Annotated in this window: 15 protein-coding genes; 11 read left to right on the forward strand and 4 right to left on the reverse strand. The window is 37.6% G+C overall.

All coding sequences use genetic code 11. The features are described from left to right. Positions 1-15: 15 nt before the first annotated feature. Genes V7D82_RS03280 through gldD form a run of 3 tightly spaced genes read left to right on the forward strand, consistent with a single transcriptional unit; the run spans position 16 to position 2,348 of the window. The gene (locus V7D82_RS03280) at positions 16-453 is read left to right on the forward strand and encodes a single-stranded DNA-binding protein (protein WP_333599545.1); all 438 of its coding nucleotides are present in this window, start codon (positions 16-18) and stop codon (positions 451-453) included. Between the two features lie 25 nt (positions 454-478). After that, complete coding sequence (locus V7D82_RS03285; RefSeq protein ID WP_333599546.1) at positions 479-1,774, forward strand: gliding motility-associated protein GldE; 1,296 nt, start codon at positions 479-481, stop codon at positions 1,772-1,774. 7 nt (positions 1,775-1,781) lie between these two features. After that, positions 1,782-2,348: a gliding motility lipoprotein GldD gene (gene gldD / locus V7D82_RS03290; RefSeq protein WP_333599547.1), complete on the forward strand. Its 567-nt coding sequence runs from the start codon at positions 1,782-1,784 to the stop codon at positions 2,346-2,348. 46 nt (positions 2,349-2,394) lie between these two features. Here the strand turns inward: gldD and V7D82_RS03295 are convergent, their stop codons facing one another. Continuing rightward, positions 2,395-2,784: a heavy-metal-associated domain-containing protein gene (locus tag V7D82_RS03295; protein ID WP_333599548.1), complete on the reverse strand. Its 390-nt coding sequence runs from the start codon at positions 2,782-2,784 to the stop codon at positions 2,395-2,397. 120 nt (positions 2,785-2,904) lie between these two features. Here V7D82_RS03295 and V7D82_RS03300 point away from each other — a divergent pair, with 120 nt between their 5' ends. Continuing rightward, on the forward strand, positions 2,905-3,771 hold the full coding sequence (locus V7D82_RS03300) for a DMT family transporter (protein WP_333599549.1): 867 nt from the start codon (positions 2,905-2,907) through the stop codon (positions 3,769-3,771). A gap of 49 nt (positions 3,772-3,820) precedes the next feature. Here V7D82_RS03300 and V7D82_RS03305 read toward each other — a convergent pair whose 3' ends face one another. Next, positions 3,821-5,872, reverse strand: a complete 2,052-nt coding sequence (locus V7D82_RS03305; protein WP_333599550.1) for a M16 family metallopeptidase — start codon at positions 5,870-5,872, stop codon at positions 3,821-3,823. An 11-nt stretch (positions 5,873-5,883) separates the two neighbouring features. After that, positions 5,884-7,212 (reverse strand): M16 family metallopeptidase, encoded by a 1,329-nt coding sequence (locus V7D82_RS03310; RefSeq protein ID WP_333599551.1) that lies wholly within the window; start codon positions 7,210-7,212, stop codon positions 5,884-5,886. A gap of 226 nt (positions 7,213-7,438) precedes the next feature. On the opposite strand from V7D82_RS03310, the gene rplU reads away from it, so the two are divergent. Together rplU and rpmA are read left to right on the forward strand one after the other, a co-directional pair. Beyond that, entirely contained in the window at positions 7,439-7,876 is a 438-nt protein-coding gene (rplU, locus tag V7D82_RS03315) for a 50S ribosomal protein L21 (RefSeq protein WP_333599552.1), read from the forward strand. A gap of 19 nt (positions 7,877-7,895) precedes the next feature. Further along, entirely contained in the window at positions 7,896-8,156 is a 261-nt protein-coding gene (gene rpmA / locus V7D82_RS03320) for a 50S ribosomal protein L27 (RefSeq protein ID WP_133532615.1), read from the forward strand. Between the two features lie 214 nt (positions 8,157-8,370). Here the strand turns inward: rpmA and ahcY are convergent, their stop codons facing one another. After that, positions 8,371-9,687: an adenosylhomocysteinase gene (gene ahcY, locus V7D82_RS03325; protein WP_333599553.1), complete on the reverse strand. Its 1,317-nt coding sequence runs from the start codon at positions 9,685-9,687 to the stop codon at positions 8,371-8,373. A 138-nt stretch (positions 9,688-9,825) separates the two neighbouring features. On the opposite strand from ahcY, the gene V7D82_RS03330 reads away from it, so the two are divergent. The 5 genes from V7D82_RS03330 to arfB are packed head-to-tail and all read left to right on the forward strand — an operon-like array spanning position 9,826 to position 13,745. Further along, positions 9,826-10,455, forward strand: coding sequence for a 4'-phosphopantetheinyl transferase family protein (locus V7D82_RS03330; RefSeq protein ID WP_333599554.1), 630 nt, complete (start codon positions 9,826-9,828; stop codon positions 10,453-10,455). Further along, complete coding sequence (locus tag V7D82_RS03335; protein WP_333599555.1) at positions 10,455-11,168, forward strand: geranylgeranylglyceryl/heptaprenylglyceryl phosphate synthase; 714 nt, start codon at positions 10,455-10,457, stop codon at positions 11,166-11,168. Before V7D82_RS03330 ends, V7D82_RS03335 begins: the two co-directional genes overlap by 1 nt. After that, positions 11,168-11,785, forward strand: coding sequence for a nicotinamide riboside transporter PnuC (gene pnuC / locus V7D82_RS03340; RefSeq protein ID WP_333599556.1), 618 nt, complete (start codon positions 11,168-11,170; stop codon positions 11,783-11,785). Before V7D82_RS03335 ends, pnuC begins: the two co-directional genes overlap by 1 nt. After that, entirely contained in the window at positions 11,752-13,344 is a 1,593-nt protein-coding gene (locus V7D82_RS03345; RefSeq protein ID WP_333599557.1) for a DUF4301 family protein, read from the forward strand. Before pnuC ends, V7D82_RS03345 begins: the two co-directional genes overlap by 34 nt. Continuing rightward, positions 13,344-13,745 carry an alternative ribosome rescue aminoacyl-tRNA hydrolase ArfB gene (gene arfB / locus V7D82_RS03350; RefSeq protein ID WP_333599558.1) on the forward strand — a complete coding sequence of 134 codons (402 nt, stop codon included), beginning with the start codon at positions 13,344-13,346 and terminating at the stop codon, positions 13,743-13,745. Before V7D82_RS03345 ends, arfB begins: the two co-directional genes overlap by 1 nt. Positions 13,746-13,957: the final 212 nt, after the last annotated feature.

Below are 13,957 nucleotides of genomic sequence, written 5' to 3' on the forward strand. Positions count from 1 at the left end.
ACAAATGCTTAAATAATGAATGGGACTTTAAATAAAGTAATGTTAATTGGCCACCTGGGGGACGATGTCAAGATGCACTATTTTGAAGGAGGAAATTGCATTGGCCGTTTTCCTTTGGCTACCAATGAAGTCTACATCAACAAACAAACTAACGAGAAAATTGCCTCTACCGAATGGCATAATTTGGTGGTAAGAAACAAAGCCGCTGAAATATGTGAAAAGTATTTGTCCAAAGGTGATAAAATTTATATTGAAGGCCGAATCAAATCACGCCAATGGCAAGCCGAAGACGGCACCACAAAATACACCACCGAAATACAAGTGACAGAATTCACCTTTTTGACTACCAAAAAAGAAGTGGAAGGCATAAAAATGCCTCAAAATTTGGAAGCCAAAACCGCTACTTTTGAAGCACCCAATACAGCAACTCCCGAAAATGATTTGCCGTTTTGATATTGTTTAACTAACCCTGAACCCTTTGGACCCGGAGCCCAGTCTTTCCTTTTTTACCGTAATAGATACTAACTTGCTTTTTGGAAGTATCGGAATTGCGCTCTTCTTATTTTCTTCAGCCATGGTTTCGGCTGCTGAAGTTGCTCTTTTTTCATTAACACAAAAGGATATCAAAACTCTGTTTGATGAAGATGTTGCAAAAGCGAATCTGATTTCAAAACTATTGCAGCGTCCCAAAAAACTATTAGCAACCATATTAATTGCCAACAATTTCAGCCACATTGGAGTTGTTATTATCTTTTCATTTGTTGGTAGTAGTATTTTTTCCGCCATAGCTTCGCCAGTGTTGAAATTCATTGTTGAGGTGCTTTTGGTTACCTTTCTTATACTGTTGTTTGGCGAAGTACTGCCCAAAGTGTATGCCAGCAGAAACAATATCAAGTTTTCAAAATTTATTGCTACGCCTATATTGGTTTTAGACAAATTACTTTCTCCCATCAGTTTGCCAATGCGGGCTGTGACGATTTTTTTGCATGAAAAATTAGGGAAGCAAAAGACAAATATTTCGGTAGATCAATTGTCGCAGGCTTTGGAATTGACTTCAACAGAAGATACCAGTTCAGAAGAACAAAAAATCCTGGAAGGCATAGTTTCTTTTGGGAATACCGATACGAAACAGGTTATGAGTCCGAGAATTGATGTTTTTGCTTTGGAAATAGAAGAAACATTTGCCGAAATTTACCCAAAAATTGTAGACAAAGGCTACTCTAGAATCCCGGTTTACCGTGAAAGTATTGATCATATTGAAGGCATTTTGTTTGTCAAAGATTTGATTCCGCACATTCATAAAAAAGAATTTGATTGGAATAAGTTAATTCGACTACCGTTCTTCGTACCCGAAAACAAAAAACTGGATGATTTATTGAAAGATTTCCAGCGATTGAAGAGTCATTTAGCGGTAGTGGTGGATGAATACGGAGGAACTTCCGGTTTGGTTTCCTTAGAAGATATTATAGAGGAAATTGTTGGCGATATTTCGGATGAGTTTGATGATGAGAATATCAATTTCTCTCAAATTGACGACAAGAATTTCCTGTTTGAAGGCAAAATAAACCTAAAAGATTTCTACCGAATTGTTGACGTGGATGAGGAAATGTTTGAAAGCAGCAAAGGCGAGGCCGAAACCCTTGCCGGATTTATTTTGGAAATATTAGGCAACTTTCCCAAAAAAGCACAAAAAATCCATTTTTCGAATGTATATTTCACCATTGAAGTTGTCGATAAAAAAAGAATAAAACAATTAAAAGTAACGCTTGAATAATTTGAAAATGAGTAAAAAAATAATGGGAGGTTTGTCTTTAGTAATACTGCTGATTTTTGCCAACAGTTGCAAAGACGATGTGTTGCCAAAACCGGCCAGCCAATTGCGATTGGATTATCCGGTGGCCAAATATGCCTCTTTCAGTAATCATTGTCCGTTTGAATTTGATATGAATGAAGATGCGGTTATTAAAGAAGATAAGAACTGTGGTTTTTCTATTCATTATCCAAAAATGAAAGCCACAATATACTTGACGTATAAAACGGTCAATAACGACATCAGTTTTTTGTTGAAAGATGCTCAAAATTTAACCTATAAACTTCACACGTTAAAAGCTGACGCAATCATTGAACAACCTTTTGTGAATCCAAACAAAAAAGTTTACGGAATGTTTTATGATGTTACCGGCAATGCTGCCACAAATTCCTTGTTTTACGCTACGGATAGTATCAAACATTTTGTAACCGGTTCGGTTTATTTTTATGCTAAGCCCAATTATGATTCAATCTTACCGGCCGAGAGTTATGTCAAAAATGACCTGCAGCATTTGATGGAAACCTTAAAGTGGAAATAAAAAAAGGAACTCGATAGAGTTCCTTTTTGGTTTGAATTAATTGTAATTACGCTTTTACGTTTGTCTTCATATTGGATACTTTATAAGTAGTGCCATCGCCTGTTGATTCAACAGCCTGAGTCAATTTTTCCGGAGTTAAAACAGAAGCGTCAAACTCAACAGTAGCTTGTTTTTTGTCAAAATCAACAGTAGCTTTTTGCACACCATTCATTTTTGACAATTTCGTTTCAATGGTTTTGGCACACCCAATAGCACAACTCATTCCGTCTATTCTGAAACTGGCTGTTTCGGGTTTTACTGGTACAGCCGGTGCTTTTTGTTCATTTACTGCTGCTTCTTTGGTGTCGGGAGCCGCAGGTTTACTGGCAGTGTCTTTACAGCTAAAGAGTAGCGTGGCCACAAAACCGCAGGTTACTAATGATTTGGTGAAATTCATGATTCTTATATTTTATAGGTTCTTATTGGCAATATCGCATTAATTAGGAACAAAACTAATGAAAAATAAAATCGTTAGTTCTTAAAAAAATTACAAAATTTGCGAGATAAACTTTTGTCTATGAAATCACCACACTTAAAATGGTTCATCTTGATTGCACTTGCCCTCATTTGGGGAAGTTCTTTTATACTGATTAAAAAAGGATTGATTGGCTTGAATCCGTTTCAGTTGGGCTCGTTGCGAATTATTTTTTGTGCTGTTTTCCTTTTGATTGTAGGTTTTAGAAGTTTGGCTGCTATTCCACTGCATCAATGGAAATACGTGGCGTTGACGTCATTGTTCGGTACTTTTGTTCCGGCCTATCTTTTTGCCATAGCCGAAACCAAAGTGAGTAGCTCGATTTGCTCGATACTAAATTCGTTGACACCATTGAATACGCTGATTTTAGGCTCTGTAGTTTTTGGATTGAACTTTAAAAGAAGTCAATTTTTAGGTGTTTTGATTGGATTAGTCGGAACAGCTGTTTTGATTTTTAGCGGCAACAATCAGGAGGGAAGTGAGAATTATTACTACTCCGTTTTGGTGTTGATTGCTACGATTTGTTATGCTACCAATGTGAATTTGATTAAGAAATATCTATCCGATGTAAAACCCTTGAGTATTACTGCCGGAAACTTTGTAGTGATGTTGGTACCCGCTATTATTATTTTATTCCTAACCGATTTCCGAACCAAAATGGATTTACCGACTACGCACCACGCGATGTTGTTTGTTATGATTTTGGGTGTAGTAGGAACCGGAGTGGCCAATGTTATTTTTTATAAACTAATCCAAATTTCGTCACCGGTTTTTGCTTCTTCGGTAACCTATTTGATTCCGATTGTGGCTATCCTTTGGGGTGTTTTGGATAATGAAATCCTGACCCCATTTCAGGTTTTCGGAGCTTTCATTATTTTGGGAGGCGTTTATTTGGCGAATAAGAAATAAAAAAGACCGCTGTAAAGCGGTCTTTTTGTATATGAAAATCTGAAGTTAATTATTGGAAATCAGCATCAGAAACTCCTTCGTTGATTTTAACTTCTGACATTTTGATGTCTAATTCAAAACCAACATTCATAATAGTATTGAAAGGAAGTTTAACTCCTTTTACATCTCTGTAATCATTGAAGTTGGTTACTCTGGTCATTTTTTGGCCTCCTTGATCTTCCGTTGTAGCTTCAGCTGTTTTCAAACCTGATTTTACATCAAAATAGTAAGTAGTATCTCCGTCAACAACCGCATAAGCATCGCTACCGTTCATTGGTTCAATTCCTGAAAGCGTAACGCCTTTTTTCGTGGCTAATAAAGTTTCGTTGAACAACACAGCGCTTTCTTTCATTTTCGCTAAGTCTTCACCTTCTAAAACTTTTTTCTGACCTTGTTGCATCATGTAACCCGTGTTTCCGTTAACTACTTGTTTCATGATACTCATGCCCTGCATAGATAATTCCACCATCATTTTTCCTTTAGCATCGTTTTTAGCAGTATAAGACAACGGCATTGGTGCTTGTGGGATTTTAGTAGATCCGATATAAGCAATAGATTTTACGGATTTGATAGCTTTATCGCCACCAATGGCAGCCACATAACCATCAATAACTGATTTTACAGTAACTCCGGCAGGAACCGCTTTTTTCATAGCCGGTTTTTCGGTTGGGTTACCAAATTTGTCAAAGTAGAACATTGGGATTTTCAATTTTTCCAATCCTGCAATTACTTCGGAACCTTTTCCGGTAACGACAATTCTTAAGTTGTCTGCCAAGAAATATTTGTTAGCTACTCTCATGATATCATCTGCCGTAACTGCATTGATGTTTTTGATGTAGTTTTCGTAGAAATCAGCTGGTAAACCTTCTGTCTCAATGTTTAAAGCATAACGAGCTACAGTAGCTGGTTTTTCAACCTGCATCACAAAACGTCCAATGTAACCAGCTTTTACACTGTTTAACATTTCGTCTGTTACTTTCTCGGTTCTGATTCGGTTTAATTCTTTTAAAGATTCTACCACAGAGCTGTCGGTAACGGCATTTCTCACTTGTGCGTTCGCTTTGAATTTGCTGTATACATTTTTGTCAAAACCTACACTAGAACGAGCGCCATAAGTCCAACCGTGTTTTTCTCTCAAGTTCATGTTCATGTAACTGTTGAAATCACCACCAAATACTTGGTTAGCCAAAATCACAGGGAAAAAGTCAGCATCAGACATCTTTAAGTTTACCGTGTTAATCAATGAAATCTCAGATTGAACCGCGTTTGGCATATCCACAAAGTTAATTTGTGTGTACTGCACATTGGTTGGATTTGAATACGTTAATCTTGGTGCAGTTGCTTTTACCCATGAACTGAATAGTTTTTCCACCATTTTTTTCACGTCTTTGGTTTTCACGTCACCAACGATTACTAAGTAAGCGTGTTCCGGAACGAAATACGTTCGGTAGTTGTCTTTTACATCAGCTAAAGAAACATTATTGATGGTTTCTTCGGTTAAATATTCTCCGGATGGATGGTTTTTACCATAAGCCAAAACATTCTCAACTCTTCCGGCCACCACAGAAACATTTTTCTCTTGTGTTTTTAATCCTTCGATTAATTTGTCTTTTTCTTTATCAAATTCTTCCTGAGTGAAGTTAGGTGTTAAAGCTCCTTCGGCCATTAACTCCAGGATTCTTCCTGAATATTTTGACAAACCGCTTGCTGAAGCGCCTGAAGAAAAGAAGTTGATATTGGCTCCAAGAAAATCGATTTCTTCGTTAAAAGCATCTTTGGAGGTTTTAGTAGAACCGTTTCCGATTAAGCTGCTGGTTAAATCGTCCACTCCTTTTTTGTTGCCTTCAGCGTAAGGAGCATTGTCGATAGTTAAACTAAAAGAAACCCTTGGTAATTTATGATTCTCAACCACTAAAACTTTTAATCCGTTAGGTAACGAAAAAGTTTCCGGTTTTTTAATATTGATGGTTGGTGATGGGCCAGGTTTTGGCTGTGATCTGTCTTGTGCTTGCATAATAAAAGTTAAAAACAAGCTTGATACTACTATAATTGATTTTTTCATTGGTGTCATTATTATTTATTTTCAGCTTTGTCTTTTGCAGGAACATAATCCAAAATCAAACGTTGGTTTGGATTTAGGTATTTTTTAGCCACGGCTCTAATTTCTTCACGAGTGATAGAACGGTACATATCAATTTCGGTGTTGATTAAATTCACATCACCATATAGTAAGTAGTAAGTAGCTAAATTTTCTGCGACACCTTCAACACTTGAGTTGTTATCAACATAGTTGTTTTCATTGATGTTTTGCAGTTTTTGGAAATCTTTCTCCGAAATCAAATCCGTTTGTAATTTCACAATCTCTTCATCGATTTCTTTGATTAAGTCTGTAGATGTAAACTCACCTTGTGGCATTCCGTAAAGAATGTACTGACCATAATCTTCCTGGCTGTAATTGAAAGCTCCGATTTGCAACGCCATTTTCTTGTCGTCAACAATTTTTTTGTACAACTTAGAACTTTTCCCATCACTCAAATAAGTAGAAATCATATCTAAGATTCGGGCATCACGGGTTTTCATGGATGGCGTTCTGTAAGCAGCCACTACCATTGGTTTTTGGATGTTTGGATCTTCGTAAGTCGCGTGAATCGTTTCCGTGATAGGTGCTTCTACGAAAGTTTGTTTGTGCAATTCCACTCCTCTTGGGATTGGTCCGAAATATTTCTCAACCCAGGCTTTCGTTTGTGCAATGTCAATTTGACCGGCCACTACTAAAACAGCATTGTTAGGCGAATAGAATTTTTTGTTGAAAGCTTGGAATTCTTCCAATTTTGCGGCGTCTAAGTGTGCCATAGAACCGATAGTTGCCCAACGGTACGGGTGCACTTTGAACATATTTTTCTTCACTTCAGCAATCAATTGTCCGTAAGGTTGATTGTCTACACGTAATCTTTTTTCTTCTTTTACTACTTCATTTTGTGTATCCACACCAATTTGGTTGATTACCGGGTGCATTAATCTTTCTGATTCCATCCACAACCCAAGTTCAGTATTGTTGGAAGGGAAAACTTCGAAGTAATAGGTTCTGTCTTCCGATGTGTTGGCGTTGTTCGTTCCTCCGTTAGAAGTTACCGTTTTCATCCATTCCCCTCTTTTAATGTTTTCGGTTCCTTCGAACAATAAATGTTCAAAAAAGTGAGCAAAACCAGTTCTTTCCGGATTTTCATCTTTAGAACCTACGTGATACATTACTGAGGTGATTACCACCGGTGCAGACGGATCATTGTGTAAAATTACGTGCATACCATTCGGCAAATCGTACTCCTCAAAAGCTACCTTTTGGGCATGAGCTATTCCTCCAAGCATAAGCATTGAACTTAAAGCGATTAGTGATTTTTTCATAAAAAATTGAAATTTTTTCAGTTGATTGTTTGGTTAGTAGACTAACCATTTTATTTGTTACATCAAAAGTACTTTTTTTTCTCTAAAAACGTAAGAATTCTAAAAATTTCTAAAAGCCCCTCTAATTCCCTGACTGGCAATAAGAAACTTTTTTTACGATAGTGTTGCGTGTAAAAAAAATAGTAGTATATTTGCACACTTAAAAAATTAATTAAACATCATTGTTATGTACGCAATCGTAGAGATAGCAGGGCAACAATTTAAAGTAAGCAAAGACTTAAAGGTTTATGTTCACCGTTTGACTAATGAAGAAGGTTCAAAAGTTTCTTTTGACAAAGTTCTTTTATTAGACGATAATGGAAACATTACTTTAGGCGCCCCAGCTATAGAAGGTGCTTCAGTAGAAGCCAAAGTGTTACAACACTTAAAAGGAGACAAAGTAATCGTTTTCAAAAAGAAAAGAAGAAAAGGTTACAAAAAGAGAAACGGACACCGTCAGTATCTTACTCAAATTGTAATTGAAGGTATCAGCGCAACCGGCGGTAAAAAAACGGCTAAAGCTGAGAAAGCTACAGAACCAAAAGCAGAAAAAACAGCAGAGCCAAAAGCGCCAAAAGCGAAAAAAGCTACCACTGAAGCCCCTGCAACAGAAGAAAACAACTAATATTTAAAACTTATACGTCATGGCTCACAAGAAAGGTGTCGGTAGTTCTAAGAATGGTAGAGAATCAGAATCGAAACGTTTAGGCGTTAAGATTTATGGTGGTCAAGCAGCCATTGCTGGGAATATCATCGTTAGACAAAGAGGTTCTAAGCATAATCCAGGCGAAAACGTTTACATGGGTAAAGATCATACTTTACATGCAAAGGTTGACGGGATTGTAAAATTTCAGAAAAAAGGAGAAAACAAATCATTTGTTTCTATCCTTCCATTTGAGGCATAAGAACAAACTCTTACAATTATACAAAACCCGCTCAGCAATGAGCGGGTTTTTTGTTTTCAGCAGCGAATCACTCCGGGATTCTTGGTTTCCCTGTTCCTGCTGTCCGCGCTACATGGTAGCTCGCTCCCATCAGGGCTAGTTAGGAATGGTCTTTTTTTAACTAATAAAACCCTCACATTGCTGCGAGGGTTTCTTTATATAAATAGTTAAACTATTAGTATCTGTAATACTCAGGTTTGAATGGTCCTTCAACGGCAACACCAATATAAGCAGCTTGCTCATCATTTAAGGTTTCCAATTCTACACCTAATTTGGCTAAGTGTAACGCTGCTACTTTTTCATCTAAATGTTTTGGTAACATGTATACTTCGTTTTTGTAAGCGGCAGAATTATTCCACAACTCTAATTGAGCCAAAGTTTGGTTCGTGAAGGAGTTACTCATCACAAAACTTGGGTGACCGGTAGCACAACCTAAGTTTACCAAACGACCTTCAGCCAAGATAAGAATGTCTTTTCCGGCGATAGTATATTTGTCTACCTGTGGTTTGATTTCTACTTTAGACGCACCGTGGTTTTTGTTTAACCAAGCCATGTCAATTTCGTTATCAAAGTGCCCGATGTTACAAACGATAGTTTTGTCTTTCATTTGCTCGAAGTGGCTTCCCATAACGATATCTTTATTTCCAGTAGTCGTGATGATGATATCAGCATTACCAACTACAGTATTTAATTTTTTCACTTCAAAACCGTCCATAGCCGCTTGTAAAGCACAGATTGGATCGATTTCAGTAACCGTAACGATAGAACCAGCACCTCTAAAAGAAGCAGCCGTTCCTTTACCAACGTCACCATAACCACAAACTACTACTCTTTTTCCAGCCAACATAACATCTGTAGCTCTTCTGATAGCATCTACTGCTGATTCTTTACAACCGTATTTGTTATCGAATTTAGATTTAGTAACTGAGTCATTCACGTTAATAGCCGGCATGAATAACGTACCGTTTTTCATTCTTTCGTATAGTCTGTGAACTCCTGTTGTAGTTTCTTCAGATAAACCTTTGATGCCTGGAATCAATTCAGGGTAACGGTCGAATACCATATTGGTTAAATCACCACCGTCATCTAATATCATGTTCAATGGTTTTCTGTCTTCACCAAAGAATAAAGTTTGCTCAATACACCAGTCGAAAGACTCTTCGTCCAAACCTTTCCAGGCATAAACTTGAATTCCGGCAGCAGCAATAGCCGCAGCAGCCTGATCCTGAGTGGAGAAAATGTTACAAGAAGACCAAGTAACTTCAGCTCCAAGAGCAATTAAAGTTTCAATCAAAACAGCTGTTTGAATAGTCATGTGAAGACATCCGGCAATACGAGCTCCTTTTAACGGTTGGCTTGCACCATACTCAGCACGAAGTGCCATCAATCCCGGCATTTCAGCTTCTGCCAATTCAATTTCTTTTCTTCCCCAAGCTGCAAGCGAAATATCTTTCACTTTAAAAGCTACATAAGGTAATGTTTGTGTACTCATCTATTATGTATATTTGTTTTTTTAATTTCGGTGCAAAATTACATAATAAGAAAGAATTAAAAAAACGTTTTTTGCTTTTTTATGAATTGTCTAGGTACTTAATTTTCTGAAAAACAAACAGATAATCTAAAATCACGAATGCCACTACTCAAAATCATAGAGTTAAATCAAAACACACAATTGCTGGTCTGGAAAATTGCCGAGAGCTTTGATGAACTTTTTAATAGCGTTGCCCTTAAAGAGGTTTCTCTAGCGCGATTAGAAAGCATGAAATCCGAAAGCCATCAGAAGGGGTTTTTAAGTGTAAGACGATTGTTGGCCACAGCCGGTTATACTGATTTTGATTTGTATTATGACGAATTTGGGAAACCTCATTTAAAAGACAACAAACATATTTCCATATCCCATTCGCATGCCTTTTCGGTGATTGCTTTGAGCGATGAAATTATAGGTGTGGATTTGGAACAACTCAAAGAAAAAACGCTCAAAATCGCTCCCCGCTTTATGGATATTGCCCACCTGGAAAATCTTTCAGATGAGAATCGTTTGAGAAAAGCAACGGTAGTCTGGGGCATTAAAGAAGGAGTTTTCAAAATCAAAAACGAAAAAGGAATCAGTTTTCCTGATCATATTTTTGAACACGATTTTGACTTGAAAGACCAAAAATGTACGGCCGAATTGCGATTTAACAACCGAGTAGAGTACTTTGACATTCTCTTTGATTTTATCGAAGATTATGTTTTTGTGTGTGCGTTTGAAAAAAAATAATGGAGAATAACTACACCAACATACTCGAGGCAAAATCACGAAATCAAAAACTAGTAGCCCTCTTATTGGATCCCGATAAATTGGCTAATGATTCCGTTGCTGCTTTGGTACTAAAAATCAATCAATCACCGGCAACACACATTTTTATTGGTGGCAGCTCTTTTGATGGCACTCATTTGGATGAATTAATTGTCTTGCTGAAACAAAAAACAAGTTTGCCAATTCTCCTTTTCCCCGGAAATCCAACACAAATTTCTGCCGAAGCTGATGGAATTTTATTTCTGCAATTGCTCTCAGGAAGAAATCCGGATTATTTGATTGAATACCAAATTGAAGCAGTTCCCATTTTAGAGAAAACCAATTTGGAAATCATCTCCACAGGTTACATTTTGATAGAAAGCGGCAGTGAAACAGCAGTAGAAAGAGTAAGCAAAACCAAACCTTTAGACAGAAACAATGCTGATTACGTTTCCCAAACCGCCAAAGCCGGAGAAATAATCGGGAACAGATTAATCTACCTGGAAGCGGGAAGCGGAGCCCTAAACGCAGTTCCTTTGGAAATGATTACAGTCGTTTCCAAAAGAATTTCGGTTCCGCTCATTGTTGGCGGTGGCATTCGTTCGAAAAAAGGAATTGATGATGCGTTTAATGCGGGAGCTGATATGGTAGTCATCGGAACGGCTTTTGAAAATGATCTAAACTTTTTTGACTAATGCTCGAATTCCTCTTTTCACAATATAAAGACTATCCCATTCATATCATTGTCTTGGAAAACGTCGCCATTCTTTTTGGATTGCTCAGTGTTTGGTTTGCCAAAAAAGACAATATTTGGGTGTTCCCAACCGGCATTATCAACACCGCCATTTATGTTTATTTGCTTTGGAAATGGTCACTGCTGGGAGACATGATGATTAACTTTTACTATGTGGTAATGAGCATTTACGGCTGGTATCATTGGACACGTAAGAAAGATAATGTAGTAGAATTTCCAATTTCGAGAATGACTTTGTCGGAAAAGAAATGGTCGCTGGTCATTTTTGTGTTAACAGTGCTTTTTGTGGTGGCAGTTTACACATTTTTTGATAAATTTACCCATTGGACATCTTATGTCGATACACTGGTCACCGGAATTTTCTTTGTCGGAATGTGGCTGATGGCGCGACGGAAAATCGAGAACTGGATTTTATGGATTATTGGAGATATTGTTTCTGTCCCAATGTATTTTGCCAAAGGCTATACGTGTACCAGTATTGAATATTTATTTTTTACAATTATTGCCATTTTTGGCTATTTAGAATGGAAGAAAACTTTACAACAAAAGATAGTTTAACCATAACACACGGGTTTTCGGCTGCTGATTTTGAGCAAATCAAAACCTACGGGATTTCTTTGGCCAAAATTGCCGAAGAACTGGCGCTGTTCGAATCGGGAATTCCTAAGATTGCGCTAGCTAAACCGGCGCTTATTGATGACGGGATTGTCAAACTGACTACCGAAGAATTTCAACGCTTTGCTGAATTATTTGATGGTAAGAAAGGCGATTTAAAGTTGAAAAAATTCGTTCCCGCCTCTGGAGCCGCCAGTAGAATGTTTAAGTTTTTGAATGAATTTCTAAATGATTTCGACCACGAAAATGAAACCATCAACGCTTATATCAATAGAAAAAAAGATAAAAACCTTCCAACATTCCTGGCCGGAATTGAAAAGTTTCCTTTCTACGAAGAAGTAAAATCAAAACTGAAATTGCTCCATGATAATTACTACGCCATGGAGGGTCATGAGAAAAGCTATCATTTTATCAAGACCATGCTGGCTTCAGAACATTTTGATTTTGCCAACAAACCCAAAGGCGTTTTAGATTTTCATAAATACCACGACCACATTGCTACACCGGTCGAGGAACACTTGAATGAGTGTGCTTTTTATGCAGCTTCCAATGCGGTTTCCCATTTGCATTTTACCGTGTCTGATCATCATGAAGATTTATTCCAAAAAATTATTGATGACATCAAACAAAAGGTGGAAGATAAATCCAAAACAACACTTCATGTAACCTATTCGCATCAAGACAAAAGTACCGATACCATTGCGGTGAATACCAATAATGAGCCTTTTCGCAATGAAAATGGGCAACTGGTTTTTCGTCCGGGAGGTCATGGTGCACTGATAAACAATTTAAATGAATTGGATGCCGATGTTATTTTTATCAAGAACATTGACAATGTCATCCAAAACCACATTCAGGAAATTACCTTGTACAAAAAGGGATTGGCCGGAATTTTATTGGATTTACAACAACAGATTTTCCAAATTTTAGAAGCCATTGCCCATCAAAAAATCGAGGAGACCCACATCGAAAAAATCATTGCTTTTATGCAGCAAAGCTTGAGTATTGATATTGTGGAAGGGTTTTACAAATACACCATCGAGAACAAAATTGAATTCATCAAAGAACAACTCAATCGCCCGATACGCGTGTGTGGTATGGTGAAAAATGAAGGCGAACCAGGTGGCGGGCCGTTTTGGGTTCGCGATGTCAAAGGTCATTTGTCTTTGCAAATAGTGGAAAGCTCTCAAGTGGATACTCATAATCCGGAGCAGTCCCAAATTTTAGCGGAATCTACCCATTTCAATCCGGTAGATTTGGTTTGCGCTACTAAAAACTATCAAGGCACTAAATTTGATTTAACCCAATTCATTGACCATAAAACAGGGTTTATTGTTTCCAAACATAAAAACGGAAAAGAGCTGAAAGCCTATGAATTACCGGGGCTTTGGAACGGCGCTATGGCCAAATGGATTACGGTTTTTGTGGAAGTGCCGCTGGTAACTTTCAATCCGGTGAAAACGGTAAATGACCTATTAAAGCCGGCACACCAACCTCAGTAATGGAACCGGATAAAATTATTTCGGAACTGACTTTCAAAGCAGTCAGAAGCTCGGGAGCGGGCGGTCAAAACGTCAACAAAGTTTCTTCAAAAGTGGTACTGACATTCAATGTTAATGCTTCAAAAGCCTTGAATGATGAAGAAAAAGCCTTGCTTTCAGTTAAATGGGCCACCAAATTATCTTCCGAAAATCTTCTGATTTTAAACTGTGACGAAGACCGCAGCCAACTCAAAAACAAGGAAATTGTTATCAAGCGTTTTTTGGAACTGCTTAAACAAGCATTGCACATTCCCAAAAAAAGGAAAGCTACCAGAGTGCCGCGCTCCGTCATTGAAAAAAGAATCAAGGCCAAACGCAATCTTTCGGAAATCAAACAGAATAGAAGAAAGCCACATTTTTAGTTTTTGATTTTGATTATTGAAGTTTATAATGCTACCTTTGCCCCGTCTCAAAGGGGTGCTCAAATAACGAGCTGAGATTATACCCAATGAACCTGGGCGGGTAATGCTGCCAAGGGAAAAATGACAAAAAACGGTGTGCACGTCGTTGTGTTGTCATAGGAACATCAATTTAATTTTTAACCAAAGAATAATTACCCCTTTTATTCGTAACA

It is taken from the genome of Flavobacterium sp., assembly GCF_036741995.1.
Lineage (GTDB): Bacteria > Bacteroidota > Bacteroidia > Flavobacteriales > Flavobacteriaceae > Flavobacterium.